The organism is Novosphingobium sp. PhB57 (genome assembly GCF_004342985.1).
In the GTDB taxonomy this organism is placed as follows: domain Bacteria; phylum Pseudomonadota; class Alphaproteobacteria; order Sphingomonadales; family Sphingomonadaceae; genus Novosphingobium.
Genome location: NZ_SMBO01000006.1, coordinates 206,163 through 232,300 on the forward strand (window position 1 = coordinate 206,163; position 26,138 = coordinate 232,300).

The following is a 26,138-nucleotide window of genomic DNA, read 5'->3' on the forward strand; positions in this document are numbered from 1 at the left end:
AATCCCCCCTTGGTGCCGGATCAGGCATAGATGCCGCTGCGGTCGCCATCGCGCGGCTCGGGCCGAGACGATCGATGGTGGTGTGCCTGCCGTTCGCGCGAGGAGCCCTGCTGGCCGCCCGCGCCCTGACGCTCCCCTGCACCGCCGCGATCGGCGCCGGACGCCTGCTGACGCAGATCGCCGCCACCGCCACTGGCGGCATTGCCCGAAGTTGCGGGCTGGTGTTGCCCGGCCGGTTGGCCGCTATCGCGCGGCGGGTCTCCGGCCGCTCCGTTCTGCGCGCCACCGGCAAGAGAGCCGGCAAGCGAGGCGGCCAGGGCGGCCTGAACCGAGCCGTTGAAGCCGGGCGAAGCGCTGGCCATGGTCACGGAGAGCCCTCTGTCCTCGTGGCGGAACTCCAGCGAGACCGGCCCGAACTGCGCATGGTTGAGAGCGGTGCGGACGAGATGCGGGCTGGCCGCCTCGCGCGCTTCGGACAGGCGGCCGACGAGCGTGGCAAAGTCCTGAGGCGCTTCCGCGGGTCGCGACGGACCAGGGCTGTCGATCGGGGCGGGGACGAGGGGCGATTGCAGGACGGGCGCAGGCACTTGCGACGATGGGAACGCGGTATCCTGCACCGCTGCAGCTAGCGCGGGGCGGGGGGCTTCCGGCGCGGGCTCGCTCGGACCGGATGCGATCTCGGTCGATACCGCCGGCAACACCGGTGCCTCGGTCCCGCGCGAGGGGCCGCCCGCCACTCCGGCGAAAGGCGGGAGTGTCGGCGTTCCGGGGGGCTGCGCTTCCCGGCTTGCGGAGACGGCCAGGGGCTGAGCGTGAGCGGACGGTGTCGGGCTCGTTGTCACGGGTCTCTGCCCCGGAGCAACCTCCAGCACTTCCGCTGCGACGACGGTGATCGGCGCCAGGGCAATGCTGGCGGTATCGAAGGCCGCTGGCGGCGTTGCGGCGGCCGGGGAGGGAGCCGGGGCGACAGCCGGGGGCAAGGGCATGCGGGGCTGCGGAAGCCTCGCCGCGATGATCGTCGCCTCGCCGCGCGGTGCGGCGGCGGAACCAGCGGCAGTCGAAGCCGGAACCATCGTCGGCGGCATCGGCGGCGCGACAAGCGCTGCGGTCAGTTCGGTGAGGGTTGCGGGGAGCAGCGGCGGCGCGGCCCGATCCTCGCTCTCGGCGGTGGTGCCATCCTTTGCGCCGTCCTCGGTGGCAGGGGCCTCTGCTTCGCCGTCCGGCAGGATCTTGCCGCCTGGTTTGCCGACATTGCCGCCCGGCAGGACGGTCCCGGCCACCCGCTTCACGGCCGCTTCGACCCCGGCCGCGATGCTGGCAACCATCCCAGACGCCGGTTCCACCGCAGCCACGAGGCCGCCCGCCGCGCCGAGCAGGGCGGCGAAGCCCCCCGTTTCGGCGGCCTTGGCGGAACTTGGCGCGCTTCCGGATGGGGCCGGGGCGACTGTTGGTGCCGATGCCGGGGCGCCGACTGGTGCCGGGCCAGATACCGGGCCGGAAAAATGGATCATGCCTTGCAGGTTCCTCGTGTCGAGCGTTCGAAAAGATGGCGGGAATTGCTATTCAAGAGCCGTGCCAGATGGCTTGCGGCCGCCCAGGACCGGGGTTTCGCCGGCCTTGGCGATGGTTCGTTCCTGATGGGCTGCGCGGTCCTCGATGGCGGCGCGGCGGCGCTCGGCTTCGGCCAGGAGCAACTGCTTGGCATCGGCGATCGACTGCGCCCGCAAGGCGTCGCCCTCGGTCGTGCGGCGGATGGCCTGAAGCCCGCCGACGAAGCGCCCGACCTGGTGCAGCGCCGCCCCATCGGTCATTTCACGGCGGCCGCCGTAGTCGTCCGCCATGCGGCGGGTACGCTCGGACAAGTCGCGCAGTTTCGAAAGGGTGCTTTCGGCCTGCGCCGCTTCGATGGCGGCGGTCTGCTTGGCAATGGCGCGGATCTTTTCGAGGCGGCGCAGCCGGACGAGGCGCTTGCGTTCTTCCTTCACGGTCAGCCTCCCAGCAGGGCCGCGAGCTGCGCGGCGCTGCGCCCCAGGTCGACGATGTCGCCCTGGGGCTGGCCGAGGAAGGCGGCCAGCCGCTCGTGCATGGCGATGGCGCGATCGAGCTGCGGGTCGGCGCCCGCGCGGTAGGCTCCCATCAGCACGAGGTCGCGATTGGCCTCGTAACTCGCTGTCAGTGCGCGGAACTGGCGGGCAAGCTGCTGGTGTTCGGGCGGCACGATGTCGTTCATGACCCGGCTGAGCGAGGCGGCGATGTCCACCGCGGGATATTGCCCGCGCTGCGCCAGATCGCGCGAGAGGACGATGTGCCCATCGAGGATCGAGCGGGCGGTGTCGACCACCGGGTCGTCCTGGTTGTCGCCATCCGCGAGCACGGTGTAGAGCCCCGTGACCGATCCGCCCGAAGCTGCCGAATTGCCCGCCCGCTCCACCAGCTTGGTGATCGTGGCGAGGGCGGAGGGCGGGTATCCGCGCGCCGCTCCGGGCTCGCCAAGCAGAAGGCCGATCTCGCGCGCGGCATGGGCGACGCGGGTGAGGCTGTCCATGATGAGCAGCACGCGGCGGCCGCGCGCACGGAAGTGCTCGGCCATCGACGTGGCAAGCATGGCCCCGCGCAGGCGAAGATTGGGCGCGTGATCGGCGGGCACGGCCACCACCACCGTCTTGTCCTTCTTCGCGGCGTTCATGTGCCGCTCCACGAAGTCCGACACTTCGCGCGCGCGCTCGCCGATCAGGCCGACGATGACGATATCGGCCGAGGCGCCGCGCGCGATCATGTCGATCAGCACGGATTTGCCGACGCCCGATCCGGCCATCACGCCGATGCGCTGGCCGACCCCGAAGGTGGTGAGGGCATTGAGGGCGCGCACGCCGGTGTCGAAGGGCAGGCGCACCGGGCTGCGATCGAGCGCGGATGTCCGCACCCCGCCCGAGGGCCATTCCATGCGGCTGTGGATCGCGAAGCCCCCATCGATCGGCAGGCCCTCGCCATCGACGGCGCGACCGAGGAAGGCCTCTCCGACCGGGAGCAGGCCGGGCCGTCCTTCCGCCCAGACCCGCGCGCCGGGGCGCAGCAGGATCATGTCGCCCAGAAGCATCATCATCGTCCTGCCGTTGCGGAAGCCGATCACTTCGGCTGCCAGCGACTGGCCCGGCGCATGCGACACGCGGCACATCGCGCCGACCGGCACGGAAAGCCCGCTGACTTCCAGCAGCCCGCCGTCGCAGGCGGCCACCAGCCCGAAGCGGCGCGGGCCGAGATCGAGCGGCCCGGCGGCAAGATCGGCAAGGATCGGTTCCCAGAGCTTCAGCATCGGCCGGCGGGCCCTTTCAGCAGCGGTGCAAGGCCTCGGCAATCGCGCGGCGCCAGTTGGCGGGACCGTCCTCGACCCCGCCGGTCGCCGTCTCGATGCGGACAGTACCGCGTTCGAGCGAGGTGTCGGGCTGGACCTGCCACTCGGCGGAAAGCCGCGGCGAAACCAGTTTGAGGTCTTCGGGATGGAGGCGGATCAGCCGCTCGTCCTCGGCGCGGGAAAGCATCGAGACTGCCACGCCGACGCGCCGCAGCAGCGCTTCCGGCTCGATCGCAAGGGGCGCCACGGCCGCTTCGCAGAGCGCGGCCACGGTATCGCGCAGGCGCAGGCGGAGTTCTTCCTCCAGCACTTCGTCCAGGCGCGCAAAGGCGAGCGAAAGGCCATTCCGCGCGGTATCTTCGGCCTCCGCGCGCTGCTGCGCTTCCCGGGCGGCCTGCTCGTGGCCCATGGCAAAGCCGTGGCTGAAGGCCTCTCCGACAGGATCCGCCGCCTCGACCGGGACCACCGTGGGCGGCGGCTCCGGTTCGGAAGGGCCGAGGTGCAAGGTGCCGCCGAAGCGCAAGTCGGGCTGGAAGCCGGCCGGCTGCGCAAGCGCGTCGATCAGCCGCTTGCCGGGACGGCGGACGAAGAAGCCGAGGTCAGACATAGTCGTCGTCCCCCGAACCGAAGGCTATGGCGCCGTCGGCCGCCAGGCGGCGGGCTATGGCCACGACTTCCTTCTGCGCGGCGACGACATCGGCCAGGCGGGTGCGCCCGCGCGCGACGATCTCGTCCTTCACGCCGTCGGCGGCGCGGCTGGACATGGCGCGGAAGAACAGCTCGCGCTCCTCCTCGCTCACGCCCTTGAGTGCGTCGATCAGCGTGTCGTTGGGGACGTCGCGCAGCAATGTGCCCATCGACTTGGCATCGAGCACGAAGAGGTGCTCGAACTTGAACATCTCCTCCTCGATGCGGCGGGCGAGGACCTTGTCGCGGCGGGTGAGTTCGCCCAGCACGCGCTTTTCGACGACTTTGCCGACGCCGTTGATGATTTCCGCCGCCTCGCGCGCGCCGCCGATGGCGAGCGGGCGCTGGCCGTGGCACTCGGCGATGCGGCGGGCCAGCAGTTCCTCCAGCATCAGGATCGCCTGCGGGGATACCGGTCCCAGGGTGGCGATGCGGTGGACGATCTCTGGCTGTTCCGGGGCGGGCAGCGCATGGAGCACGGCAGCGGCCACCTCGGGATCGAGCTGCACCAGCAGCACGGCGATCGCCTGCGGATGTTCGCCGCGCACCAGCGGCACCAGCGAATCCGGGGTCAGCCAGCGCGCCAGTTCGAGCGTGGAGTGCAGAGGCGCGGCGGGCAGGATGCGGCGCATCACGTTGTCCGCCTTCACTTCGCCCACCGCGCGCGTGATCATGCCCCGCACCTGGCCGACCCGGTCGTGCGCGACGAGACCGAGCGCCTCGGTCTTGGCGACGAAGCCGGCGATGGCCTCGGCGATCACCTCGGGGCCGATCTCCCCCAGCGCGCACATCTTTTCGCCCAGGCGGCGAAGTTCGTCCGGTTCGAGTTCGGAAAGGATGCGGCTCGTCTGGTCCTCGTCGAGCAGCATCATCATGATCGCTGCGCTGTCAGGCGCGCGCAGGGGGGCGGTCTCGCTCATCAGGCGGCCTTGGCCCGTGCCTTGTCGGAGGCGGCTTCCGAGGCGGGCTCGTTGATCATCTGGCGGAGCGCGGCTACGGCATTGTCCGGCCTTTCGGTGACCAGGCGCTGGGCCAGATTGACCTGTCGGGAGAGCAGGTCGGCGCGGCGCAAGTCGATATCGAGGCCGTCCGCGCCGGGAATCTCGGGGCGGAGCGGCAGGCTGCCGGCCGGTACCAGCGCTTCGAGGCTGCGTTCCGCGATGGGGCCGAGGGCGTCGGGCCCGTCCTCCGCCTCGCCGTCTTCGCCAAGCCTGCTGTTCTTGCGGCCCTTGCGCTTCTTCGGCGCCGACTTGTCGCCCCGCATGGCGCGGATCAGGGGGCGCACGCCCAGCAGCAGGACCATCAGCACCGCCAGCAAGGCCGCGCCGTTGCGCACCACCATGGCGAACCACGGCGCCTCGTAGAACGGTGTGGCGCTTTCGCCCACCGGCTCGAACTTGCGCATGACCACTTTCACCTGGTCGCCGCGCTGCGGGTCGGCGCCGACGGCGGCGCTGACCAGCGACTGGATATCCTGCACGTCCTGCGCCCGCGCGCCTTTCATGGCATCGGCCTTGATCGCCACGGCCACGGAGATGCGCTTGATGCCGCCGGGCCGGGTATTGGCCACCGAGACCTGCCGCCCCAGTTCGTATGTCCGGCTGGACGAGGTCTCGCCGTTGGTCGGTGGGGTGGCCGCAGGGCTGGGCTGGGTGCCCTGCGGCGGACCGGGGCGCGCCTGCGTGGCGGGCGGGGGGGTGTTGGAGAGCACGCCCGGAACGCCCGCGGCAGGGGCGGAGCCGGTCGATTGCGACTGTTCCTGCGTTTCGCTGCGCACGGCGCCGTCCTTGTCGTAGCTTTCGCGCGCGGAAGTCACGTCGTCCATGTCGAGCGCGACTTGCGCCTCGGTGGTGAAGTTGTCAGGGCCGAGCACTGGCGCCAGCAGGCCCGAGACCTGTTCGCGGATCTTCGATTCCAGCCGCGATTGCAGGTCGATCCGGTCCGCTTCCGCGCCGCCGCCCTGCGAGAGCAACTGTCCGTGCTGGTCCACCACTTTCACCGCGTCCGGCGAAAGCCCCGGCACCGAACTGGCGACGAGATTCACGATCGCGGAGACCTGGCTCGCGGAAAGCTGGCGGCCCGCCTTGAGCCGCACCATGACCGAGGCGGTCGGCGCCACGTTGTCGCGCACGAAAACCGACTTTTCACCCGCCGCCACATGGACGCGGACCGATTCCACCCCGTCGATCTCGCCGATGGTCAGTTGCAGGTCGTGCTCGCGGGCGGAGCGCAGGCGCTCGCCCTCCAGCGTGCGACTGGCGCCCATCGGCAGTTTGTCCAGCATCTGGTCGCCGCTTTCGGGAGCGGCCAGGGCGCCGTCCGAAGCGACCAGCATGCGGGCCTTGTAGAAATCACCCTCGCCCACGGTGAGCGCGCCGGTCTGGTTGTCGATGCGGTAGCCGATCCCGGCCTGTTCGAGCGCGGCGGCAACGCCCGCCCGGTCGGAATCGTCTAGTTGTGCATAGAGCACGCGCTGCGGCGAGGGGGCGAGAGTCGCCCAGGCCAGCAAGGCGCCGCCTATCGCGGCCAGGCCGATGAAGGCGGGCAGCATCTTCTTCACGCCCGGCTGCGCGGTGAAGGTGCCGAGGCGGGTCAGCACCGATCCACCGGACCGATCGGTGAAGGGCGCGAAGAGGGAGCCGGTCGCGGGAAGCTGCGCGGCGCCGGCATAAGCCGCGGGGGCGGGAACGAGGTCGGCCATTTCGGATCAGACTCCCATCCGCATGATGTCCTGGTACGCGGACAGCAGCTTGTTGCGGACCTGCATGGTCGCCTCGAAGGCGACGCCGGCTTCCTGCCGCGCGAGCATGACTTTCGCCACGTCGGTCACTTCGCCTTTCTGGTAGGCGTCGGTCACGCCTTCGGCGCGGGCCTGCACGGCGTTGACGCCGTCCAGCGCGGACTTGAGCGTGTCGGCAAAACCCTGTCCGGCGGGCTGGACTTGCGAGCCGCCGACGGCATTCGCCGTTCCGCTGCCTTGTGCGGCGTGGATCTGCTGGAGCAGATCGCTGCGCTGGATGATCTGCTGGCGCATCGCCATGATCTGCTGGATGCCGCCCCCGCTGCCGGGCAGCGCAGCGCCGGAAAGGCCGGGGACCGTGCTCATCGCAGGCCTCCCACCGCGCCGCGCGGGGTGTTGGGGCCAAGGTCGATCCCGGCTTCGCGCAGCGAGGCGAGGCGGTAGCGCAAGGTCCGCTCGGAAATGCCGAGTTCACGGGCGGCGCGTACCCGGTTGCCGCCGCAGGCTTCCAGCGTTTCCACGATGGCGCGGGCCTCGGAGTTCTGGACGATGCTGGCGAGCTTGCGGTTGCCGTCGATGTCGAAGGGCTCGGCACCGGGCATGGCGGAAGGCAGCAGCCGGGCGGGGCTGTCGAAAGCGATGTGTTCGGGGGCGATCATGGTCTTTCCGTGGGCAAGGAGCATCGCGCGGCGGATGACGTTTTCCAGTTCGCGCACATTGCCGGGCCAGGAGTGGAGCTTGAGCATCGCGAGCGCCGCATCGTTCAGGCAGGGCACGCGCGCCGGGTCCGGGGCGTGGCGCAGGGCCATGGCGAAGGCCAGCGGGGCGATGTCATCCGGGCGCTCCCGCAAGGGCCGCAAGGTGAGGGGGAAAACGTTGAGCCGGTAGTAGAGGTCGGCGCGGAAACGGCCCTCGGCGACTTCGGTGGGCAGGTCGCGGTTGGCGCAGGCGATCACGCGCAAGTCCACCTTGATCGGCCGGGTCGCGCCGATCGGCACGACTTCCTGCTCCTGCAGCGCGCGCAGCAGCTTGGCCTGGAGCGGCAGCGGCAGTTCGGCGATCTCGTCGAGCAGCAGCGTGCCGCCGTCGGCCGCGCGCATGAAGCCTTCGCTGGCCTGAGTGGCGCCGGTGAAGGCGCCCTTCTGGTGGCCGAACAGCATGGCCTCCAGCATGGTTTCCGGCATGGCGGCGCAGTTGACGGCGATGAAGGGGCCGTCGCGGCGCGGGCTGCGGGCATGGATGAAGCGGCTGAGCACTTCCTTGCCGGTGCCGGTCGGTCCGTTGACGAGCACGGGAATGTCGCTGTTCGCCAGGCGGTCGGCCAGGGCGAAGACCGAAAGGCTCTCGGGGTCGGCCGCGATCGGATCGTCCGGGCCGGCCATGGCCGCCAGCAGCATCGCCAGCGATGCCTCGCCGATGGGGTCGGCATAGAGGACATCGGTGAGGGCTGCGGTCTTGCGGGACAGGACCGGCTGGATACCGCGCGAGAGCCGCACCACGCGTTCGCGCGCGGGAGCGGCGACCGGGCCGGACCCGATCGTCTCGTCCGCCGCATCGCGCAGGGCGATCGCCGAACAATCGAACAGCGATCCGGCAATGGCGGCAGCGCGATGGGCAAGCGGCCCGTGGCGCCGGTTGAATTCCGTGTCGAAAACCAGTTCGACCATGTTTCTCGTCCCCGTGGGATTAATGCATTGGCGGGGATCGATATGCGTGCGTAACGGCGAATCTTTGGGAAACTTAAGGCCCCGTAGCGACCCCTAGTGAAGGTAAATTTCGGCGCAGCTCCGTGGGTTTGCAGGGACGAGCCGTGCCGGATGCGGGCTTAAATTCGCGCTCGACCTGCCGGTCTTTGTCTCGACAGCCGCGCCGGATGGGCCGGCAGAGGCTGTTTCCTCATCGGGACACTCAACGGGAGCCACAACCATGTCTGTCATCAACACCAACATCAGCGCGATTCGCGCTTCGAATGCCTCGACCTCCGCCAACAAGATGCTCGGCACCGCCATGGAGCGCCTGTCGACCGGCAAGCGCATCAATTCGGCCAAGGACGATGCCGCCGGCCTCGCCATCTCCACTTCGATGACCGCGCAGGTCCGCGGCATGAGCCAGGGCATCCGCAACGCCAACGACGGCATCTCGCTGGCGCAGACCGCCGAAGGCGCGCTGTCGGAAGTGTCGAACATGCTTCAGCGCGTGCGCGAATTGGCGATCCAGTCGTCCTCGGGCACGTACCAGGACAGCGACCGCGATGCCATGCAGTCGGAAGTGACGGCGCTGACCAGCCAGATCGGCGACATCCTTTCCGACACCACTTTCAACGGCAACACGCTGTTCTCGACCACGTCGGGCACCGATGTCACGTTCGACATCCAGACCGGCGCCAATTCGGGCGAGACGATCACGCTGACTTCTTCCGCAATCAACGGCACCAATATCAATGCCTCGGCGCTGGACGTATCGAGCGACTCGGCCGCTTCGGACACGATCGATAACGTCGACCTTGCCCTTGCGGACGTGAACAAGACGCGCGCCTCGCTCGGCGCCGGGCAGAACCGCCTCGAATCGGCGGTCAACAACCTGACCAACAACGTCACCAACCTTTCCGACGCGAAGTCGCGCATCGAGGATGCCGACTATTCGACGGAAACCACGCAGATGGCCAAGGCGCAGATCCTCAGCCAGGCCTCGACCGCAATGATCGCGCAGGCCAACCAGAGCCAGCAGAACGTGCTGTCGCTGCTGCGCTAAGCACGCAGGACAAGCCGGCGGCCCTCAGCGGGCTCGCTGCAGGGCCCGGCGCACCCCCCACGCGCCGGGCCCGTTTGCGTGCGTGAGCCATCAGCGAACATGGCAGGGAAACGGCGCGGAAACAGGCGGTTCATAAAGACCCTGGTTCCCGTTCCCGAAACCCGGACCGATCATGCGCCGCTTTCTTGCCTGCTCCCTTGCCGTCGCTGTGTTCCCGGCGCTTGCCGCCCCTGCCGCGGCTGAAACGCGCGAGGACGAACAGGTCTGGGTCAACCTTACGGCAATGGGGCCGATTGCCGGCGACGCGGTCTATTTTGCCGAAGTTCAGCCGCGCATGGGCGACGGCGCTTCACGGCTGGACCAGCTTCTCCTGCGCGGCGCGATAGGGCTGAAACTGTCCCCGGCGGTCACCCTCTACCAGGGTTATGCCCATATCGTCGTGCCGGTGGATGGCGGCCGCGACGTGAACGAGGAGCGCAGCTTCCAGCAGTTGGGCTGGTTCATGGGCAAGCCCTGGGGCGGCGAACTCTCGTCGCGCACCCGTCTCGAACAGCGCTGGCGTTCGGACGGCGGTGACACGGGCTGGCGCCTGCGCGAGATGCTGCGTTACGAAAAGCCACTGAAGCCGGGCACCAACACCGTGAACGCGCTGGTCTATGCCGAAGGCTTCCTGGCGCTAAACGACACCGACTGGGGCGCGCGCGGCGGGTTCGACCAGTTGCGCTCTTTCGTCGGCGTGGAACTCGGCGTGAAGGACGCGACGACCGTGGAGCTGGGCTATCTCAACCAGGTGATCGACCAGACTCGCGGACGGACGCGGATGAACCACGTCGCTTCGGTCTCGCTGTTCTTCCGGCACTGAGCGGGCATTCGCCGGGAAAGCGGACGGCTTGCCTATGTCCCAGCCCATCGCCCTGAGATAAGCGCATGACAAAACGGGCGGGAGTCTCGCGACTCCCGCCCGTTTTTTTGTTCTTCGCGGTGTTTCGCTCAGGCGGCCTGCGCCGCTTGCGCGATCTCTTCCGGCGCTTCGTTGCGGATCAGGTAGTCGAAGGCCGAGAGGGCCGCCTTCGAGCCTTCGCCCATGGCGATGATGATCTGCTTGTAAGGCACCGTGGTCACGTCGCCCGCCGCGAAAATGCCGGGCAGGTTGGTGGCCGCCTTGTCGTCGATCACGATCTCGCCGCGACCTGTAAGCTCCACGCCGGAGTCCTTGAGCCATTCGGTATTGGGCACCAGGCCGATCTGGACGAACACGCCTTCCAGTTCGACCTTGTGCTCTTCGCCGGTCTCGCGGTTCTTGTAGACCAGGGCGTTGACCTTGTCCCCGTCGCCTTCGACCTCGGTGGTCTGGGCGCTGGTGAGGATCACCACGTTCTTCATCGACTTCAGCTTGTCGACCAGGACCTGGTCGGCGCGCAGTTGCGAGTCGAATTCGATCAGGGTGACATGGCCGACGATATTGGCCAGGTCGATCGCGGCTTCCACGCCGGAGTTGCCGCCGCCGATCACCGCCACGCGCTTGCCCTTGAACAGCGGGCCGTCGCAGTGCGGGCAATAGGCCACGCCCTTGTTCTTGTACTCGGCTTCGCCCGGAACGCCCAGGTTGCGCCAGCGGGCACCGGTGGTCAGCACCAGGCTGCGCGCTTTTAGCGAAGCGCCGTTGGCGAAGACCACTTCGTGATAGCCGCCGAGTTCCCTGGCCGGGATCAGCTTTTCGGCGCGCTGGAGATTCATCACGTCGATGTCGTATTCAGCGACATGCGATTCCAGCGCGGCGGCCAGCTTGGGGCCTTCGGTATAGGGAACCGAGATGAAGTTCTCGATGCCCATGGTGTCCTGCACCTGGCCGCCGAAGCGTTCGGCGACCACGCCGGTCGAGAAGCCCTTGCGCGCGGTATAGATCGCGGCCGAAGCCCCGGCGGGACCGCCGCCGACCACGAGCACTTCGAAAGGCTTCTTGCCCGCCAGCATGGCGGCGGCCTTGGCATCGGCGCCGGTGTCGAGCTTGGCGAGGATTTCCTCGATGCTCATCTTGCCCGAACCCCACATCTTGCCGTTCAGGAAGACAGCGGGGACAGCCATGACGCCGCGCTCGTCGACTTCCGCCTGGAACGTGCCGCCCTCGATCAGGGTGGCGTTCACATGCGGGTTGTTGAGCGCGAGCAGGGTCAGTGCCTGCACCACGTCGGGGCAGTTGTGGCAGGAGAGCGAGAAGTACATCTCGAACTCGTGCTCGCCCTCGATGGCGCGGGCGATTTCGAGTGCCTCGTCGGAAACCTTGGGCGGATGGCCGCCGGCCCAGAGCAGGGCAAGGACCAGCGAGGTGAATTCATGGCCGAGCGGCAGACCGGCGAAGCGGACCCAGGCGCCTGCGTCGCTCGCGCGGCGGATGATGAAACTGGGGCGGCGCTTGTCGTCGCCGTCGAACGTGGCGGTGACCTTGTCCGAGAGCGAGGCGATCACGGTCAGCAGCTCGCGGGTATCGGTGGACTTTGCGTCATCGCCAAGGGAGGCGACGAGCTCGATCGGCTCGCGCAGCATGCCGAGATATTGCGAGAGCTGTTGCTTCAGGTTGGCGTCGAGCATGGTCTTTGCGTCCTTTGGAAATGCGTTGGGAAAAAGGGGCGGCCGGGGCTTCGGTTCAGCGTGGCCGCGCCGTGAGGGCGCGGCACCGGGAGAGGGAAGCCCCGGGCCGCGCACCTTCACGCGACCCTAAGGGTGTCGCGGATAGTCTTAGAGCTTGCCGACGAGGTCGAGCGAGGGAGCAAGCGTTTCAGCGCCTTCTTCCCACTTGGCCGGGCAGACCTGGCCGGGGTGCTCGCGCCAGTACTTGGCGGCCTTGATCTTGCGGACGAGTTCGACCGCGTTGCGGCCCACGCCCTCGGGGGTGATTTCGACCAGCTGGATCACGCCGTCCGGATCGACCACGAAGGTGGCGCGGTCGGCCAGGCCAACGCCTTCGCGCAGCACGCCGAAGTTGTTGGTCAGGGCGTGGTTCTGGTCACCCAGGAACGCGTACTTGATCTTGCCGATCTTGTCCGAGGTGTCGTGCCAGGCCTTGTGGCTGAAGTGCGTGTCGGTCGAAACGCCGAAGACTTCGACGCCGAGGCCCTGAAGGGTTTCGTACTGCTCGCCGAGGTCTTCCAGCTCGGTGGGGCAGACGAAGGTGAAGTCAGCGGGGTAGAAGAAGAACACGGCCCACTTGCCGGCGATGTCTGCTTCGGTGACGTCGAAGAAGTCCTTGCCTGCCTGGAAGGCGGTGTTCTTGAACGGCTTGATCTGGCTGCCGACGATACCCATGGATATGATCTCCCTCGATTGGGTGTTGAAGTTCGAGGAGGGAGATAGGGCCCTCGTGTGACGATGTGTAGGGCGTTGATCCGATTGGCTTGATCGGATTGACCGATCAGTGGCGGTGGACTGAACGTTTCTGTCGATAAAACGCGCACAGTGCCGAAATCTCGTGCGACCGGGCGGCAGATCGGGCAACGGCGGCCCATGAAAACGATACGACTTGCGCTGCTGCTGGCAGCCTGCGCGTCGCTCGCGGGATGTGACGGCTGGCCGACCTCGCTGGACAATCGCGCCTCCGGCAACCTGACGTTCCGCTATCATCACCGCCTTTACGACCAGTGGTCGGGCTGGGCGCCGGTGCTTCGGGGAAATGCCGTGCTGCTCGCCCGCGAGCACCGCATGCGCGACATTTCCGGGCTGGAGATTACTCAGGGCGGGCTGACCTATCGCTACGGCACCCGTGCCCTTGCGCCGGTGCACGGCCTCTGCGCCGGGAGTTCGAGCTGCGCGCTGGTTTATCGCGGCGCCGGCCGACTGGAGGCGCGCACCGCGCCGCTACCCGATGCGCAGATGCGCTAGGGCGCTCTGCGCTTCGGCCCTCGCTTCTGCGCTTCGCTTCGGCAGGCTCCGACCTCCATCCGGTTCCGAACCCGTCAATCCGCCAGCGTGATGGAAATGCGCCGGTTTCTGGGATCGTGCGGGTCGGCGGGGATCAGCAGTTCGGTATCGGCCACGCCCTCGATCCGTTTGAACCGCGCGCTTTCCACGCCGTCGCGGATCAGTTGCTGGCGAGTGGTCTCGGCGCGGCCGGCCGAGAGCGACCAGTTGTTGCCCGGAATGCCCTGCCTGTAGGGCAAGGCGTCAGTATGGCCCCGGATCGTCAGCGCGCCCCGATCCGGCCCGATGGCCTCGGCAATGGCCGACAGCAGCTCGCCGGCCTGGGGCGTCAGGATCGTGGTGCCCAGCCGGAACATCGAGAAATCGGCATCGTCCACCATGTCGATCCGCACGCCCTGGGTGGTGTCCACCATGCGGACCTGCCGGGCAAGGCGGCGCAGGCGCTCGGAGGAGGCGAGCTTTTTCTGCAGCGCCTCCTTCGCCCGCGCGGTGCGCTTGACCTTGGAGCCGCCTTCCTTGGGGCCGCCGGTCGCATCGCGCGGGATGGTGAGGGTCTTGGTGCCGGTCTGCCCCGACTTGAAAGGATAGTTGTCGACTTCGGTGAGCGACCCGCCGCCCAGCACCCCGCGGCCCGAACCGGCGCTGCCCTGCTTGGTCTTGACGAGCGTGGGCGTGAAATAGTCGGCAATGCCGCGCCGCTGCTTTTCGGTGGTGGCGCCCAGGATCCAGAGCAGCAGGAAGAACGCCATCATCGCCGTCACGAAATCGGCATAAGCGACCTTCCAGGCGCCGCCGTGGTGGCCGGCCGCGACCATCGTGATCTTCTTGACGATGATCGGGCGGGGCGGCTCCGGCTTCTTGGCCACGTCAGCGCCCCCTCATCGCATCGAGCAGTTCGGCAAGCCCGGGGCGGAAGGCATGGCCCAGACCGGAGCGGGCCGATTCCACCACCAGCGGCTGCGGCCAGCCGTGAAGCGAGGCGATGATCACCTGCTTCACCGCCTGGAAGATCTGCTCGTCCTGCTCCAGCACCTGCTTCAGTCGCCCGGCCAGCGGCGCGACGATGCCATAGGCCAGAAGCACGCCCATGAACGTCCCGACCAGCGCGGAACCGATCATCGCGCCCAGGATCGAGGGCGGCTTGTCGATCGAGCCCATGGTCTTCACCACGCCGAGCACGGCCGCGACGATACCCAGCGCCGGCAGTGCATCGGCAAGGCCCTGAAGCGCGTGTTGCGGCTCGTGAATCTCGTGGAAATGAGTCTTCATGGCATTGTCCATCACGTCCTCCACCGCATGCACTTCCAGTGTGCCGGATGAAACGACGATCAGTGTCAGCGTGTCGCAGATCAGGTGGACGAGCGGATCGTTTGCCACAAGGCGCGGAAATTCGGCGAAGAGGGAGGAGGCCTTGGGGTCGTTGACATGGCTTTCCAGCGCCACGGGGCCTTCGGAACGCAGGATCTTCATCAGGCGGGTGGTGAGGATGATCGCGTCGATATGGTCCTGCCGGTTATGGCGCGGGCCCTTGAACACTTTCTTCAGCCCGCCGCCGAGGCCCTTGATCTCGTGCATCGAATTGCCGGTGACGATCGCCCCGACCGCCGCGCCGCCGATGATGAGCATCTCGTGCGGAATGGCCTCCATCACCGGACCGAGCGCGCCGCCGGTGATCGCGAAGCCGCCGAAGACCATCACCAGCAGAATGACGACGCCGATGATCACGAACATCTGGATAGTCCCCCGTATGTCAGGCGGTCCCCGCAGCGCGCGGGTGACGCGGCCCGGGAACCTTGCGTGCCAGGCGTTCTCAGCCGAGCTGGTCGAAGAGGTTCAGCGACGCGAGCCGGGTGAAGCTGGCCTGGCTGGCCTCCAGCACGGTCATCGTTTCCTGCAGCTGGGCGAGGGTGGTCGCCAGGTCCGTGCCGCCCAGATCGGTCTCTTCCGAGGCGCGCAGTTCCGACAGGTTCACGCGGCGGTCGTCGGTCACTTCGATCCACGCCAGCCGGGTGCCGATCACGGTCTGGCCGGTGGAAAGGGTGTCCAGCCCGGTCTTGAGGTCTGCCAGGGCACTGCCCGCCGCACCGGCCGGATCGGTGGAGGCGCCCTGCAGTGCTTCCGCGAGCGTTTTGACCACCGCCATCAGGTCGGTGGCGCTGCCGTCGGCCGCATTGAACGACAGGAAGGCGGGGCCGGTCATCGAGCGGGTGACGCTCTGCCCGTTGCCCAGCGGCAGTTCGGCCGAGCCGGGCGTGCCGACGTAGACGGCCTTGCCCGTGGCATCGAGCGAATAGGCGTCTCCCGCGCTTTCGCCGCCGAACAGGGCATGGCCGTTCGAATCCCGTGCATTCGCCAGGGAAACGAGGTTGCCGAAGATCTGGTCCAGCTCCTGCCCGATCGAGGCGCGCTGGGTATCGGTGAGCGTGGCGTTCGATGCCTCGGTGGCCAGTTCCTGCGCGCGTATCAGGGCGTCCGCCATGTCGGTCATCGCCGAATCGGCCAGCGAGAGATCGGCGTTGGCGCGGTTGGCGTTGGTCTGGTCGATGCCCGAGAGCTTCTCCTGCCGCGCCAGGGCGCGCAGGCGGGAGGCGGCTACGGGATTGTCCGAGGAGCGCTCCAGCTTGCTGCCGCTCGACATCTGCGACTGGTAGGTCTCGGCCTGCGTGCGCAAGTCCTTCATGTCGCGGCGGGCGCGTTCGAAGAAGGCGCTGGTGCTGGTGGATACGATCGACATTGCGTGATTACCTGATGGCGAGGATGGAATCGAAGATATCGGCGGCGACCTGCATGACCCGGCCCGAAGCCTGGTAGGCCTGCTGGAAACGGGTGAGGTTGATCGCTTCCTCGTCGAGGTCGACGCCGGCCTGGGCCTGGAGCGCGACTTTGGCGGTGCCGGCGATGGATTCGAGCGCGTCGCGGGTCACGGTGCGTCCGGCCACGGCGCTGGAGATGCCGAACAGCAGGGTGTCCATCGCCCCGGCCGGATCGGCACTGTCCAGCGCGCCGCGCATGGCGACGAGATTGGCGGCGTCGCGGCTGTTGGCACCCGATCCGGCGGGAGCGGTGGCGATCTGGCTGCCGCTGGCGAGGGCGACTTTCATGTCGGCGGCGCCGCTGCCCGCGAAGATCGGCTGCCCGTTCGCGCCGGCGAGATCGGCCCCGCCGGCCTGCGCCGCATTCATCGTCGCGATCACCCCCGAGGCGATGGCGTCAAGCTGCTGGCGCACGCCCGAAAGTTCGGTGAGCGCCTGTCCCTTGCCCGCCAGCGCGCCCGAGGACAACGTCGCGGCGGCGCTGCCGAGCATGAAGGACATCGTGCCGTCGCCCGCGGTGGCCATCGTCATGGCCGCGGCGTTGCCGCCGCTCACCAGGCTGGGGCCGCCGGATCCTCCGATCCGCACTTGCACAGTGCCGTCCGAGGCGAAGCTGGTGGCGATGTCAACTTGTCCGCTCAGCGTCTCCAGCAGCGAATCGCGCTGGTCGAGCAGGCTGGTCCGGTCGCTCGACGCGTCGGACGCGCGGGCGAGCCGCAAGTTGACGCGGGCGAGTTCCCGGGCGGTGGTGTTGACCGAATCGACGCCGTCCTGCGCCTCGAAGCGAAGCCCTTCGCCCACCGCGTCCAGGCTGGAGGCGGCGGTGTTGAAGGTCTGCGCCAGCGTGCGGCCCTGCTCCAGCGCCGCGGCGCGCAGCGACCCGTCGGTGGGATCCGACAGGAGCTGCTTGAGGGAGGCTTCGAAGCCGACGATGGCATCGTAGACGCCGGTCTGCTCCACGGCGCTTTCGATGTTCTCCAGGCCCTGCACTTCGGCGCCGGCCCGCGCCGCGTCGGAACCGGTGCGGCGCACTTCCGACTGGCGGAACATGTCCGCATTGCGCACGATCCCGCTGACGCGCACGCCCGCAAGGTTGATCGCGCCGGGCGAGGAGGCGACCGAATTGACCGCCAGTTCCGACAGCGAGACGCTGCGCCGGACGTAGCCTTCGGACGAAGCATTGGCGATGTTCTGCGCCGTCACGTCCAGCGCGGCGCGGGCGGCGCGCGTGCCGGAGCGGGCAATGGTGATGAGATCGGCGGCCATGGCTTACTTTGTGTCCTTTCCGGTCCCGTCACCCCGGGGGCTATGACTGGCCGTTTGACTGGCCGCTTGACTGGTGGTCTTGCCGGTCGTTTCGGAACTCTCGCCCGTGGCCGCCCCGGTGGTTTCGGGCGGCACGAACTGCGCCATCTGCTGCTCGATGATCCTGGCCAGACCCAGCACGCCGCTTTGTGCGGTGACATCGGCGAAGTGCTCGTCCTGCATCTGGTTGAAGGTGTCGAGCGCCTGCCCGCCCAGCAACTGTTCGCCGCCGAAGTGGGTCTTGCGGGCCTCGGCCAGCATCTGCCGCACGAAGACGGCCTCGAACTGCCTGGCGGTGACGGCCAGCTTCTCGCGGTCGGTGGCGCCGGGCTTGATGGCCATGCCGGGCAGGTTGCTGAGGATCGTGCTCATATCACTACCATTTCCGCTTTGAGGGCGCCGGCCTGCTTCAGGGCCTCCAGGATCGCCACGAGGTCCGATGGCGTGACGCCGAGTATGTTGAGGGCATCGACCACCCGCGAGAGCGAGGCGCCGCCCTTGAACAGCGCGACCGAGCGTTTTTCCTCGTCCGTGCTGATCGAGGAGTGCTGCTCCACTTCGGTCCGGCCCCGACTGAAAGGCGCGGGCTGGACCACGCTGGGGTTTTCCTGGATGCGCACGGTCAGCTTGCCGTGGCTGATCGCCGCGGGCGAGAGGCGTACCGCCGAGTTGATGACCACGGTGCCGGTGCGGCTGTTGACGATGACGCGCGCCGGGGTTTCGGCCGGGTCCACGTCGATCATCTCGATCGCGGCCATCATCGAGGCGCGGGTATCCGGATCGGCCGGCAGGCGCAGCGCGACGGTGACGCCGTCTTCCACGGTCGCCGTGCCCGGAAGGCGCCCGTTGATGGCGTCGCGCACGCGGGCGGCGGTCAGGAAGTCGGAAGTGAAGAGGTTCCAGCGCAGCGTGTCGCCGCTGTCGAAGCCGGTGGCGACCGCGCGTTCGACGCTGGCTCCCTCGGCGATGCGACCCACCGTCGGGATGTTGATGGTGACGTTGGAGCCGTCGCGTGCCGAGACGCCCAGCCCGCCGACCGCCAGGTTGCCCTGCGCCATCGCATAGATCTGCCCGTCCGCCCCGTAGAGCGGGGTGAGGATCAGCGCCCCGCCGCGCAGGCTCTTGGCCTTGCCGATGGTAGAGACGGTCACGTCGATGCGCTGGCCCGGCTTGGAGAAGGCGGGCAGGTCTGCAGTGACCATGACGGCGGCGGCGTTCTTGAGCCCCGGCGAGATGCCCGGGGGCAGGGTCAGGCCCATGCGGCCGGAAACGCCCTTCATCGCCTGGGTCGTATATTCCAGATTGTCGTCGCCCGTGCCCGGCAGTCCCACGACGACGCCGTAGCCGGTCAGCTGGTTGCTGCGCACGCCCTGGAACTGGCCCAGATCGCGCACGCGCTCGGCATGGGCATGGATCGGCGCCAGGAACAGGATCAGTGCCCCCAGCGCTGCGGCGAGCAGCGTGGGCAGCCAGCGCGCGGCAGGTGAGGCCGGGGCTGAACGGGAGGCGGGCGGACGAGCCATCAGAACGGCGAGATCATGTTGAAGAACTGGCCGAGCCAGCCCTGGCGGCCGCTGCGCATGATCGCGCCCTTGCCGGTATATTCGATCCTGGCGTCGGCGACCCGGGTCGAGGCGACCTGGTTGTCCTCGTCGATGTCGGCAAGGCGCACGATGCCCGAGAACCGGACCCATTCGTCTCCCTGGCTGACGAGCATCTTCTTTTCTCCTCTTACGAGCGCCGTCCCGTTGGGGCGCAGTTCGGCAATGGTCACGGACAGGGTCGCGCTCAGGGAACTGGTCTGCGACGCGCTGCCCTGACCATTGAACGTCGAGGACGAGCTGGCATTAAGGGCATTGGGGTTGAGGAACGACAGCGGCCCCGATGCGGGCGGGGTGATCGATGCCCCGCCGCCCTTCTGGCTCTTGGAGCCGGCGGTCTTGGCGGCGCTGGTCGATTCGACGAGCAGGATCGTCAGGGGATCGCCCACGCGCGCGGCGCGGGTGCCGCCGTAGAGCGGTGCGTAACCGGCGGAAACGCTGAAGATCCCGCCGGTCGCCGGCCCCGGCAGGGCAGCGGGCGGCGCGGGCAGGGTCGGCTCGAAGCCCGAGGGCTTCGGCGGCTTCTTCGCCAGCGCTGCCGGCGCGGCGAGAGCCATGAGCGCCGTTCCGGCCAGGAGGATCTTGCGGATCATGGCCGTCAGAGCGTCTGGTTCGCGTTGCGCAGCATCTCGTCGACGGCGGAGACCATCTTCGAATTGATCTCGTAGGCGCGCTGGGTCTCGATCATGTCGACCAGCTCCTCGACGATATTGACGTTCGAGCCTTCGAGCATGCCTTGCCGGATATGCCCGCGGCCTTCCTCACCCGCGATGCCGAGCTGGACCGGACCGCTGGCGGCGGTTTCCTTGAGGAAGTTGTCCGAAGTGGCCTGGAGCGCGGTGGGGTTGGTGAAGCTGGCGATCGTGAGCTGGCCGAGCTGGCTGGGGTCCGACTGGCCGGGCACTTGCGCCGAAACGGTGCCGTCCTCCGAGACGGTGATGGTCGTCGCGCCTTCGGGTACCGTGATCGAGGGCTGCACGGGATAGCCCTGCGACGTCACCAGTTCGCCCTGCGGCGAGCGCGTGAAGTTGCCTGCGCGGGTATAGGCCAGCTCGCCGCCGGGCAGGGAAACCTGGAAGTAGCCGTCGCCGTCCAGCGCAAGGTCGAAGCTGTTGCCGGTGGCCTGGAGCGAGCCCTGCGTCTCCATCCGGGTGGTGGACTGCACGGCCACGCCGGTGCCGAGGTTGAGCCCGGTGGCGTACGTGGTCTCGCTGGAGGACTGGGCGCCGGCCACGCGCGCGTCCTGGTAGGCGAGCGTCGCGAAGTTGGCGCGGTCCTTCTTGAAGGCGGTGGTGCTGACGTTGGCCAGGTTGTTGGCGATCACGCGCATGCGCGTGTCCTGCGCCTCCAGCCCGGTACGGGCGACCTGCAAAGCGGAAGTGGGCATTGTCGGGGTTTCCTCAGCTATCGATGCGCATCAGGCGCACGCTGCCCTCGTCGAGCTGGCGGGCGGTCTCGACGAGCTTGGTTCGCATGTCGAAAAGGCGCTGGGCCGAGATCATCTCGGTCAGCACTTCCGACGGACTGACGTTCGATCCCTCCAGCGCGCCGGGGATCACTTGCGCATTCTCGTCGTCCGGCAGCACGCCGCCGGGCTGCGCGCCGGTTCCCGTCACGCGGAACAGGCCGGTGAGATCCTTGGCGATCCGCGATCCGGTGGGATCGACCAGCTTGAGCCGGTCCACCCGCTGCGGCGGTTCGCCCGGCGCGGCGGGATCGGTGACGAGAATGCCGCCGTCCTGCGCGATGGTGACGGCAGCGCCCGGCGGCAGCGTGATCGGGCCGTTCTCGCCCAGCACCGGCCGGCCTTCTCCGTTCTGAAGCAGGCCCGTCACCGTCACCGACAAGTCGCCGCGCCGGGTATAGGCCTCCGCGCCATCGTCCGCCTGGACCGCCAGCATGGCATCGCCCTGCATGGCGACATCGAGCGGCTGGCCGGTGCGGGTCACCGTCCCGGCCTTCATCGAGGCGCCGCTCACTTCGGTGCCCGAAAGCGCGCGTACTTCGAGCTGCGGCCCTTCCAGCGTGTTCGGCGTGGCCTGCAGGATCTCGGCGCGGAAGCCGATGGTCTGGGAATTGGCCATGTTGCTGGCGATGACGCGCTCGCGGTTGAGCGAGGCGTTCATCCCCGAGACGGCGGTGTAGATCAGACGGTCCATGGCGGCTGCGATCAGGTCCGCAGGTTGATGATGGTCTGCGAGATCTGCGAGGCGGTATCCACGGCCTTGGCATTGGCCTGGAAATTGCGCTGGGCGGTGATCAGGCTGACCAGCTCCTCGGAAATATCGACGTTGGACCGTTCTATCGAACCCGAGAGCAGGCTGCCGTAGAGACCGGCGCCCGGCTGGCCGTACGTCGCGTCGCCCGAGCGGCCGGTGGCCGACCACGAGGCGTCGCCCAGCTGCTTGAGCCCGGTCGGGGCCATGAAGGAGGCGAGGGCGACCACGCCGACCACGCCGTTAGAGCCATCGGCATAAGTCGCGACGACCTGGCCCGTGCTTTCGATGGTGACGCCGGCGAATTCCGAACCGGCCGCGTTGGTCGGCGGGATCTGGGCCGACTGCGGCGTGGTGCCGGAGATCGTGCCGCCGGCATCGACCGCGAAGATCTGCAGCCGCGCACCCTGCGCGTTATGGATGAAGCCGTCTCCATCCACCGCGAAGGACCCCGCGCGGGTATACTGGACCGCGCCCGAAACCGGCGAAGTGACGGTGAAGAACCCCTCGCCATTGATCGCCACGTCGAGCGCCGAGCCGGTCTGCTCCATCGCGCCCAGGCCGAAGTCCTGCTTGATCGAGGCGACGCGCGCGCCGATCCCGGTGGTCAGCGAAGGGTCGGTCAGGATCGACGACGAGACGATGTCGGCGAAGGCGGTGTTGCTCTTCTTGAAGCCCGAGGTCTCGGCATTGGCGATATTGTTCGAGATGACGTTGAGGTCGGTCTGGGCGTTCTTGAGCCCGGTAAGCGAAGTGTAGAAGGACATCGTATTCTCCTGGAAAGGGGGATCAGGCGGCGTTCTGGCCGGTGCCTGTGGGGGTTTCGGTATCCGTGGTGCCTGCGGCGGCGGTCCTGGTCGTGCCGCCGGTTCCCAGGGCCGCGATCGCCTCTTGCGTGGCGGTCTGCGCGCTCACGAGCGTGTCGAGCTTCGACGAGATGGTCTTGAGCGTGTCCGCCATCTCGGTCGTCCCGGCGAGCGACGAGAACTGCGCCATTTGCGCAAGCATCTGCGTCTGGTCGACCGGGCTGAAGGGGTCCTGCTGCTTCATCTGGGCCATCATCAGCTTCAGGAAATCGCCCTGATCGAGTTCGCCCAGCGAGGTCTTGCCGCTGCCGCCGGTGGTCTTGTTGGCCGAAGTGGCGGCCGCGGTGTTGATAAAGGTCATTTCAGCCTCATCGTATCGAGCATCAGCTGCTTCGCGGTGGAGAGGGCCTCGACCAGGTTCTGGTACTGGCGCGAGGCTTCGAGCATTTCGACCATCTCCGCGTTCTCATCGACGGGAGCGGTCCAGACATCGCCGTTGGCATCGGCCAGCGGATGATCGGGTTCATGCCGGCGCACGGCGGCGCCCTGCTCGCGCATCACCCCCTGGACCGAAACCGAGGCCAGGCCGCTGGCCTGGTCGAGGTCTTCGGCGAAGACGGTGCGGATCGGCTTGTAGGCCCCGTCCTCGCTGCCCGAGACGGAGCCTGCATTGGCCAGGTTGGAGGCCGCCGCGTTCATCCGTACGAGCTGCGCGGACATCCCGCGCTGGGCGAGGGTGAACATGGTCATCGGTTCGTGGGCGCCGGGCATCGTCACTCGCCCTTCAGCGCGCGGGTGACGGTATCGACCCGGCCGCGGATGAATTGCAGCGTGGCCGAATAGCCCACCGCGTTCTCGGAAAAGGCTAGCTGCTCGTTCTGCAGCTCCACCGTATTGCCGTCGAGCGAGGGCATCACCGGCACGCGGTAGAGCATGGCGCCATTGGCGGCCTCTTCCACGCCGGTGCCATGCTCGCCGCCGTTCCGGGCAGCGTTGCGCAGGGCGGCGGTGAAGTCGATGTCGCGGGCCTTGTATCCGGGCGTCGCGGCATTGGCGATGTTCGAGGCGATCAGGCCCATGCGCTGCGAGCGTAGCTCCAGCGCCGCGGCGTGAATCCCGAACAGGTCTTGTGACATGGTGATCTGGCTCCGGCGAGTGGTTCGCCGCCTTCATCGCAAGGGGTGTGCCAATCGATGTAACCGGCGGATTTCTCTCGTTTCGAGCATCCGGGCCGCTCCCACCGCAGCCAGATGGGCGGCAAATGCTTGCCGTTTGGGCGGCAAACCGGGTCCGGGGCTGAAACTTGCCGCCGGCTGCCGTTCTCCGGGTGCAAAGGAGAAGCGCCCGTCATGCAGCCCGAACATCTACTGGACCCCGCCAGCGCGCTCATCGTGCTCGGCGGGACCTGTCTTGCCACTGTCCTGCGCTGCGGCAGCGGCGATTGCCTCACGGCCTTGACGGCGGTGGGTGCGTTGCTGCTCCACCGCCCCTTCGACCCGGAGCACGCCCGTGCGGAACTGGCCGTGCAAGTGCAGGAAATCCGGCAGGACGGCGTGATCCGCTCCCGCCCCGCGCCCACCGGCGATGCCGAATTCGACGAGGCCACCGCGTTGCTGATCGGCAGCCGCTCGCTCGGCGCGCTCCAGCTGGCCCATGCCGCGCACAAGCGCCGCCGCGTGGAGCGCAGCCAGTCCGCGGTCCGGACGTTCATCCAGGCAGGCGACCTCGCGCCGGTCTTCGGCCTTGCGGGAACGCTGGTCGCGCTCAACCAGCTGCCGCCGCTCGACCAGCCGGGCGGAGACTTTTCCGTGGCCATCTCCATGGCGGTGCTGACGACGCTTTACGGGTTGCTGCTGGGGAACCTGTTCTTCACGCCCCTGGCACGCGTGGTGGCGCGGCGCGCCGCCGATGAGGAGAGGGACCGGCAGACGGTGATCGACTGGCTGGAGGCGCAAGTGGCCGATGCCATGCCGCGCATGGAGCACCCCGTGCGCGAGACGTCGGGCGCCAGGTCTTGAGCGCGCGGGTTGCGGCAAGCTGGCAGACCTCGCTGGCGGACCTTTCGCTGATCCTGTTCATGATCGCGGCTGCGGCGCTCAGCCGTCAGGAGAACGACCGCCGGCAGGCCATTGATCGCAGGCAGGACAGTGACCGCAGGCAGGAACTGGCCCAGCCAGTCGACGCACCTGCTCCGGCCGCGCCGCTTGCCGTCTATCTGGCGACGCCCGATGCCCCGCCGTTGGGCGCGTGGCTGGCCCGGCAGGCGGCGGACCCCCGCCAGCGGCTGACCGTGACGACATTCTACGGCCCCACGCCCACCGCGCTTCCTGCCGCGCTGGCCGAAGCCGCGCGCCTTGCGCGGGCAGCGGGCGCCATGGGCCTGCGGGCAAGGGTGGTGGCGGAGCCGGGGCGGGGACCGGCGCGGGTGGCGCTCGCTTTTGACGATCCGGCCCTGCCCGAGCCGGTGGCACGGAGCTTGCTGGAGGGCAGGCCTGTATCTTCCGAAGGAATCTCCGTGCCATGAATCCGACCCCAGCGTTGTCCGGTCTCCTGTTGATGGCCGCCGCTGCCGCTGTCTGTGCCAGTGCCGCTGTCAGTGCCGCCGCAGATCCCGGCGCGGCGGGCGCCTTTGCCGATCTCGATGCGATCGACCGCCAGGTGGCCGCTTTCACCGGCGCTGCCGCGGGCGAGGAAGGCGGCGCGGCGACGCCGGTCGATCGGCGTCTGCGTCTCCAGCCCTGCCGGTCGGTCGTCTCTCTGGCCTGGCGCACGGCCACGCAGGACAGCGTGGTGGTCCATTGCGGCGATGCCGGAGGCTGGCGTCTCTTCGTGCCGGTGCGGCGCGCCGGGCCGGTGGCTTCCGTTCCGTCGAGCTGGGCGGTGCGGCGCGGGGATGCCGTGGCGATCTCGGTCGAGGGTGAGGGCTTCTCGGTCTCCCAGCCCGGAGAGGCGCTGGAAGGCGGTGCGGTCGGCGCCTGGATAAGGGTGCGCACCGCGGCGGTCGGCAAGGGTTTCGGCGGGGCGCGGGGGGAGGAGATGCGCGCCCTGATCGTGCGGCCTGGCCTCGTTTCCCTACCGCTGCCTTAACCGAACCGCCCGGCCTTTCAGCCGGGCTTTCGGTAAAATCCCGCCCGAGACCCTTAACGCTTTCCGGTCGGCGCCGTCCTTGAGGGAAAGGACATCGCAAGGAGCCAGACCATGCCCCCCATCGAAATGGGATCCACCAGCGCCCTGGGCGCCATCAACGCCCGGCTCGCGCGCGCCGTCGGCAAGCCGGAAAGCGCTGCGAATGCCGGGGTGACGAGCCTTTCGGCCTGGGCGGAGAGCCCGACCGTGGAAGCGTCTGCGGCGCTCGACCCCGGCACCGCCCCCGTCGATGCCGAGCGCGTCGCCATGATCCGCAAGGCGGTGGAGAACGGCACTTATCCGGTAATCCCCACCCAGATCGCCGATGCCATGATCGCGGCCGGCGTCCTGCTGCGGAGCCACGGCGAATGACCCCCCGGATGACAGCGGAAACGGTACCGGGATCGGGGCCGGGAACGGGCGGCGCCGAAGAAGTCGACCTGCACGACAGCTTGCGGCAGATGCTTGCCGTTCTCGAAGCGGAGCGGCAAGCGCTTGCCGGGCTCGACCTCGACGCCATCGTCGGTACCACGCGCGACAAGGACCGGCTCTGCGCCGCGCTCGATGTGGCCGGCCAGATCGATTCGCTTGGCGATCTCGACGAGGAATGCCGGGGCATGCTGGAAACGGCACGGCGCCTCAACGAAGTGAACCGGCAGGTCCGCAACATCATCGCGGCCAATGTCGCGCGCCGTCTCAATACCTTGACCGGAGCGCCGCAGCTCTACCGCGCGGGGGGCAACTATGCGCTGGTCGCCCGCACCGGCGGCGGCCGGAGAGCCGAAAGCGCTGTCGGCCGGGTCTGAGCCGTCTGCTCGCGTCTGTC

31 protein-coding genes are annotated in these 26,138 nt (G+C 68.4%); 8 read left to right on the top strand and 23 right to left on the bottom strand.

The genetic code is table 11. From position 1 onward, the window contains the following. Window positions 1-20 precede the first annotated feature (20 nt). Genes EDF58_RS18560 through EDF58_RS18595 form a run of 8 tightly spaced genes read right to left on the bottom strand, consistent with a single transcriptional unit; the run spans window position 21 to window position 8,446 of the window. The gene (locus EDF58_RS18560) at window positions 21-1,511 is read right to left on the bottom strand and encodes a hypothetical protein (RefSeq protein WP_132268256.1); all 1,491 of its coding nucleotides are present in this window, start codon (window positions 1,509-1,511) and stop codon (window positions 21-23) included. Window positions 1,512-1,559: 48 nt separating this feature from the next. After that, window positions 1,560-1,985, bottom strand: a complete 426-nt coding sequence (locus EDF58_RS18565; protein WP_132268258.1) for a hypothetical protein — start codon at window positions 1,983-1,985, stop codon at window positions 1,560-1,562. Window positions 1,986-1,987: 2 nt separating this feature from the next. After that, the gene (locus tag EDF58_RS18570) at window positions 1,988-3,313 is read right to left on the bottom strand and encodes a FliI/YscN family ATPase (protein WP_132268259.1); all 1,326 of its coding nucleotides are present in this window, start codon (window positions 3,311-3,313) and stop codon (window positions 1,988-1,990) included. A 16-nt stretch (window positions 3,314-3,329) separates the two neighbouring features. After that, window positions 3,330-3,959 carry a FliH/SctL family protein gene (locus tag EDF58_RS18575; protein WP_132268261.1) on the bottom strand — a complete coding sequence of 210 codons (630 nt, stop codon included), beginning with the start codon at window positions 3,957-3,959 and terminating at the stop codon, window positions 3,330-3,332. After that, entirely contained in the window at window positions 3,952-4,959 is a 1,008-nt protein-coding gene (gene fliG / locus EDF58_RS18580; RefSeq protein ID WP_132268263.1) for a flagellar motor switch protein FliG, read from the bottom strand. The genes EDF58_RS18575 and fliG overlap by 8 nt, the downstream gene beginning before the upstream one ends. Further along, window positions 4,959-6,740, bottom strand: a complete 1,782-nt coding sequence (fliF, locus tag EDF58_RS18585; protein ID WP_132268265.1) for a flagellar basal-body MS-ring/collar protein FliF — start codon at window positions 6,738-6,740, stop codon at window positions 4,959-4,961. Before fliF ends, fliG begins: the two co-directional genes overlap by 1 nt. A 6-nt stretch (window positions 6,741-6,746) precedes the next feature. After that, the gene (fliE, locus tag EDF58_RS18590; protein ID WP_132268267.1) at window positions 6,747-7,145 is read right to left on the bottom strand and encodes a flagellar hook-basal body complex protein FliE; all 399 of its coding nucleotides are present in this window, start codon (window positions 7,143-7,145) and stop codon (window positions 6,747-6,749) included. Then, the gene (locus tag EDF58_RS18595) at window positions 7,142-8,446 is read right to left on the bottom strand and encodes a sigma 54-interacting transcriptional regulator (protein WP_132268268.1); all 1,305 of its coding nucleotides are present in this window, start codon (window positions 8,444-8,446) and stop codon (window positions 7,142-7,144) included. Before EDF58_RS18595 ends, fliE begins: the two co-directional genes overlap by 4 nt. Window positions 8,447-8,705: 259 nt before the next feature. On the opposite strand from EDF58_RS18595, the gene EDF58_RS18600 reads away from it, so the two are divergent. Continuing rightward, a complete protein-coding gene (locus tag EDF58_RS18600; protein WP_132268270.1) occupies window positions 8,706-9,530 on the top strand; it encodes a flagellin in 825 nt (274 codons plus the stop codon). Window positions 9,531-9,702: 172 nt separating this feature from the next. Then, window positions 9,703-10,392, top strand: coding sequence for a DUF2490 domain-containing protein (locus tag EDF58_RS18605; protein WP_132268271.1), 690 nt, complete (start codon window positions 9,703-9,705; stop codon window positions 10,390-10,392). A gap of 128 nt (window positions 10,393-10,520) precedes the next feature. Here EDF58_RS18605 and ahpF read toward each other — a convergent pair whose 3' ends face one another. Further along, a complete protein-coding gene (gene ahpF, locus EDF58_RS18610; RefSeq protein ID WP_132268273.1) occupies window positions 10,521-12,119 on the bottom strand; it encodes an alkyl hydroperoxide reductase subunit F in 1,599 nt (532 codons plus the stop codon). A gap of 147 nt (window positions 12,120-12,266) precedes the next feature. After that, window positions 12,267-12,833 (bottom strand): alkyl hydroperoxide reductase subunit C, encoded by a 567-nt coding sequence (gene ahpC / locus EDF58_RS18615; RefSeq protein ID WP_132268275.1) that lies wholly within the window; start codon window positions 12,831-12,833, stop codon window positions 12,267-12,269. A 198-nt stretch (window positions 12,834-13,031) separates the two neighbouring features. Between ahpC and EDF58_RS18620 the strand changes: the two genes are divergently transcribed. Continuing rightward, entirely contained in the window at window positions 13,032-13,406 is a 375-nt protein-coding gene (locus EDF58_RS18620) for a hypothetical protein (protein ID WP_132268277.1), read from the top strand. 74 nt (window positions 13,407-13,480) lie between these two features. Here EDF58_RS18620 and EDF58_RS18625 read toward each other — a convergent pair whose 3' ends face one another. The 13 genes from EDF58_RS18625 to flgB all read right to left on the bottom strand — a co-directional run bounded on the left by EDF58_RS18625 (window position 13,481) and on the right by flgB (window position 23,322). Then, window positions 13,481-14,260 (bottom strand): flagellar motor protein MotB, encoded by a 780-nt coding sequence (locus tag EDF58_RS18625; protein WP_132268739.1) that lies wholly within the window; start codon window positions 14,258-14,260, stop codon window positions 13,481-13,483. Between the two features lie 52 nt (window positions 14,261-14,312). Continuing rightward, entirely contained in the window at window positions 14,313-15,176 is an 864-nt protein-coding gene (gene motA / locus EDF58_RS18630) for a flagellar motor stator protein MotA (RefSeq protein WP_132268279.1), read from the bottom strand. Between the two features lie 79 nt (window positions 15,177-15,255). Continuing rightward, window positions 15,256-16,179 carry a flagellar biosynthesis protein FlgL gene (locus EDF58_RS18635; RefSeq protein ID WP_132268281.1) on the bottom strand — a complete coding sequence of 308 codons (924 nt, stop codon included), beginning with the start codon at window positions 16,177-16,179 and terminating at the stop codon, window positions 15,256-15,258. A gap of 7 nt (window positions 16,180-16,186) precedes the next feature. Next, complete coding sequence (flgK, locus tag EDF58_RS18640; protein ID WP_132268283.1) at window positions 16,187-17,524, bottom strand: flagellar hook-associated protein FlgK; 1,338 nt, start codon at window positions 17,522-17,524, stop codon at window positions 16,187-16,189. 3 nt (window positions 17,525-17,527) lie between these two features. Beyond that, window positions 17,528-17,935 (bottom strand): rod-binding protein, encoded by a 408-nt coding sequence (locus EDF58_RS18645; RefSeq protein ID WP_132268285.1) that lies wholly within the window; start codon window positions 17,933-17,935, stop codon window positions 17,528-17,530. Next, entirely contained in the window at window positions 17,932-19,086 is a 1,155-nt protein-coding gene (locus tag EDF58_RS18650) for a flagellar basal body P-ring protein FlgI (protein ID WP_132268287.1), read from the bottom strand. The genes EDF58_RS18645 and EDF58_RS18650 overlap by 4 nt, the downstream gene beginning before the upstream one ends. Then, entirely contained in the window at window positions 19,086-19,757 is a 672-nt protein-coding gene (locus tag EDF58_RS18655) for a flagellar basal body L-ring protein FlgH (protein ID WP_132268289.1), read from the bottom strand. Before EDF58_RS18655 ends, EDF58_RS18650 begins: the two co-directional genes overlap by 1 nt. A gap of 5 nt (window positions 19,758-19,762) precedes the next feature. Then, window positions 19,763-20,551 (bottom strand): flagellar basal-body rod protein FlgG, encoded by a 789-nt coding sequence (gene flgG / locus EDF58_RS18660; protein WP_132268291.1) that lies wholly within the window; start codon window positions 20,549-20,551, stop codon window positions 19,763-19,765. A gap of 13 nt (window positions 20,552-20,564) precedes the next feature. Then, window positions 20,565-21,323 carry a flagellar basal body rod protein FlgF gene (gene flgF / locus EDF58_RS18665; RefSeq protein ID WP_132268292.1) on the bottom strand — a complete coding sequence of 253 codons (759 nt, stop codon included), beginning with the start codon at window positions 21,321-21,323 and terminating at the stop codon, window positions 20,565-20,567. Between the two features lie 11 nt (window positions 21,324-21,334). Continuing rightward, window positions 21,335-22,147: a flagellar hook-basal body complex protein gene (locus tag EDF58_RS18670; RefSeq protein WP_132268294.1), complete on the bottom strand. Its 813-nt coding sequence runs from the start codon at window positions 22,145-22,147 to the stop codon at window positions 21,335-21,337. A 22-nt stretch (window positions 22,148-22,169) separates the two neighbouring features. Continuing rightward, window positions 22,170-22,547 (bottom strand): flagellar hook capping FlgD N-terminal domain-containing protein, encoded by a 378-nt coding sequence (locus tag EDF58_RS18675; RefSeq protein WP_132268296.1) that lies wholly within the window; start codon window positions 22,545-22,547, stop codon window positions 22,170-22,172. Next, window positions 22,544-22,957: a flagellar basal body rod protein FlgC gene (flgC, locus tag EDF58_RS18680; protein ID WP_132268297.1), complete on the bottom strand. Its 414-nt coding sequence runs from the start codon at window positions 22,955-22,957 to the stop codon at window positions 22,544-22,546. The genes EDF58_RS18675 and flgC overlap by 4 nt, the downstream gene beginning before the upstream one ends. 2 nt (window positions 22,958-22,959) lie before the next feature. Next, complete coding sequence (gene flgB, locus EDF58_RS18685; protein ID WP_132268299.1) at window positions 22,960-23,322, bottom strand: flagellar basal body rod protein FlgB; 363 nt, start codon at window positions 23,320-23,322, stop codon at window positions 22,960-22,962. 213 nt (window positions 23,323-23,535) lie between these two features. Between flgB and EDF58_RS18690 the strand changes: the two genes are divergently transcribed. The 5 genes from EDF58_RS18690 (at window position 23,536) to EDF58_RS18710 (ending at window position 26,118) form a co-directional block, all read left to right on the top strand. Then, window positions 23,536-24,204, top strand: coding sequence for a MotA/TolQ/ExbB proton channel family protein (locus EDF58_RS18690; protein WP_132268301.1), 669 nt, complete (start codon window positions 23,536-23,538; stop codon window positions 24,202-24,204). Further along, window positions 24,201-24,710, top strand: a complete 510-nt coding sequence (locus tag EDF58_RS18695) for a hypothetical protein (protein ID WP_132268303.1) — start codon at window positions 24,201-24,203, stop codon at window positions 24,708-24,710. The genes EDF58_RS18690 and EDF58_RS18695 overlap by 4 nt, the downstream gene beginning before the upstream one ends. After that, window positions 24,707-25,273, top strand: coding sequence for a flagella basal body P-ring formation protein FlgA (locus EDF58_RS18700; RefSeq protein WP_243654363.1), 567 nt, complete (start codon window positions 24,707-24,709; stop codon window positions 25,271-25,273). The genes EDF58_RS18695 and EDF58_RS18700 overlap by 4 nt, the downstream gene beginning before the upstream one ends. Window positions 25,274-25,384: 111 nt before the next feature. After that, window positions 25,385-25,684: a flagellar biosynthesis anti-sigma factor FlgM gene (locus EDF58_RS18705; RefSeq protein WP_132268304.1), complete on the top strand. Its 300-nt coding sequence runs from the start codon at window positions 25,385-25,387 to the stop codon at window positions 25,682-25,684. 8 nt (window positions 25,685-25,692) lie between these two features. Continuing rightward, window positions 25,693-26,118 carry a flagellar protein FlgN gene (locus tag EDF58_RS18710; protein ID WP_347812898.1) on the top strand — a complete coding sequence of 142 codons (426 nt, stop codon included), beginning with the start codon at window positions 25,693-25,695 and terminating at the stop codon, window positions 26,116-26,118. The last annotated feature ends 20 nt before the right edge of the window (window positions 26,119-26,138 follow it).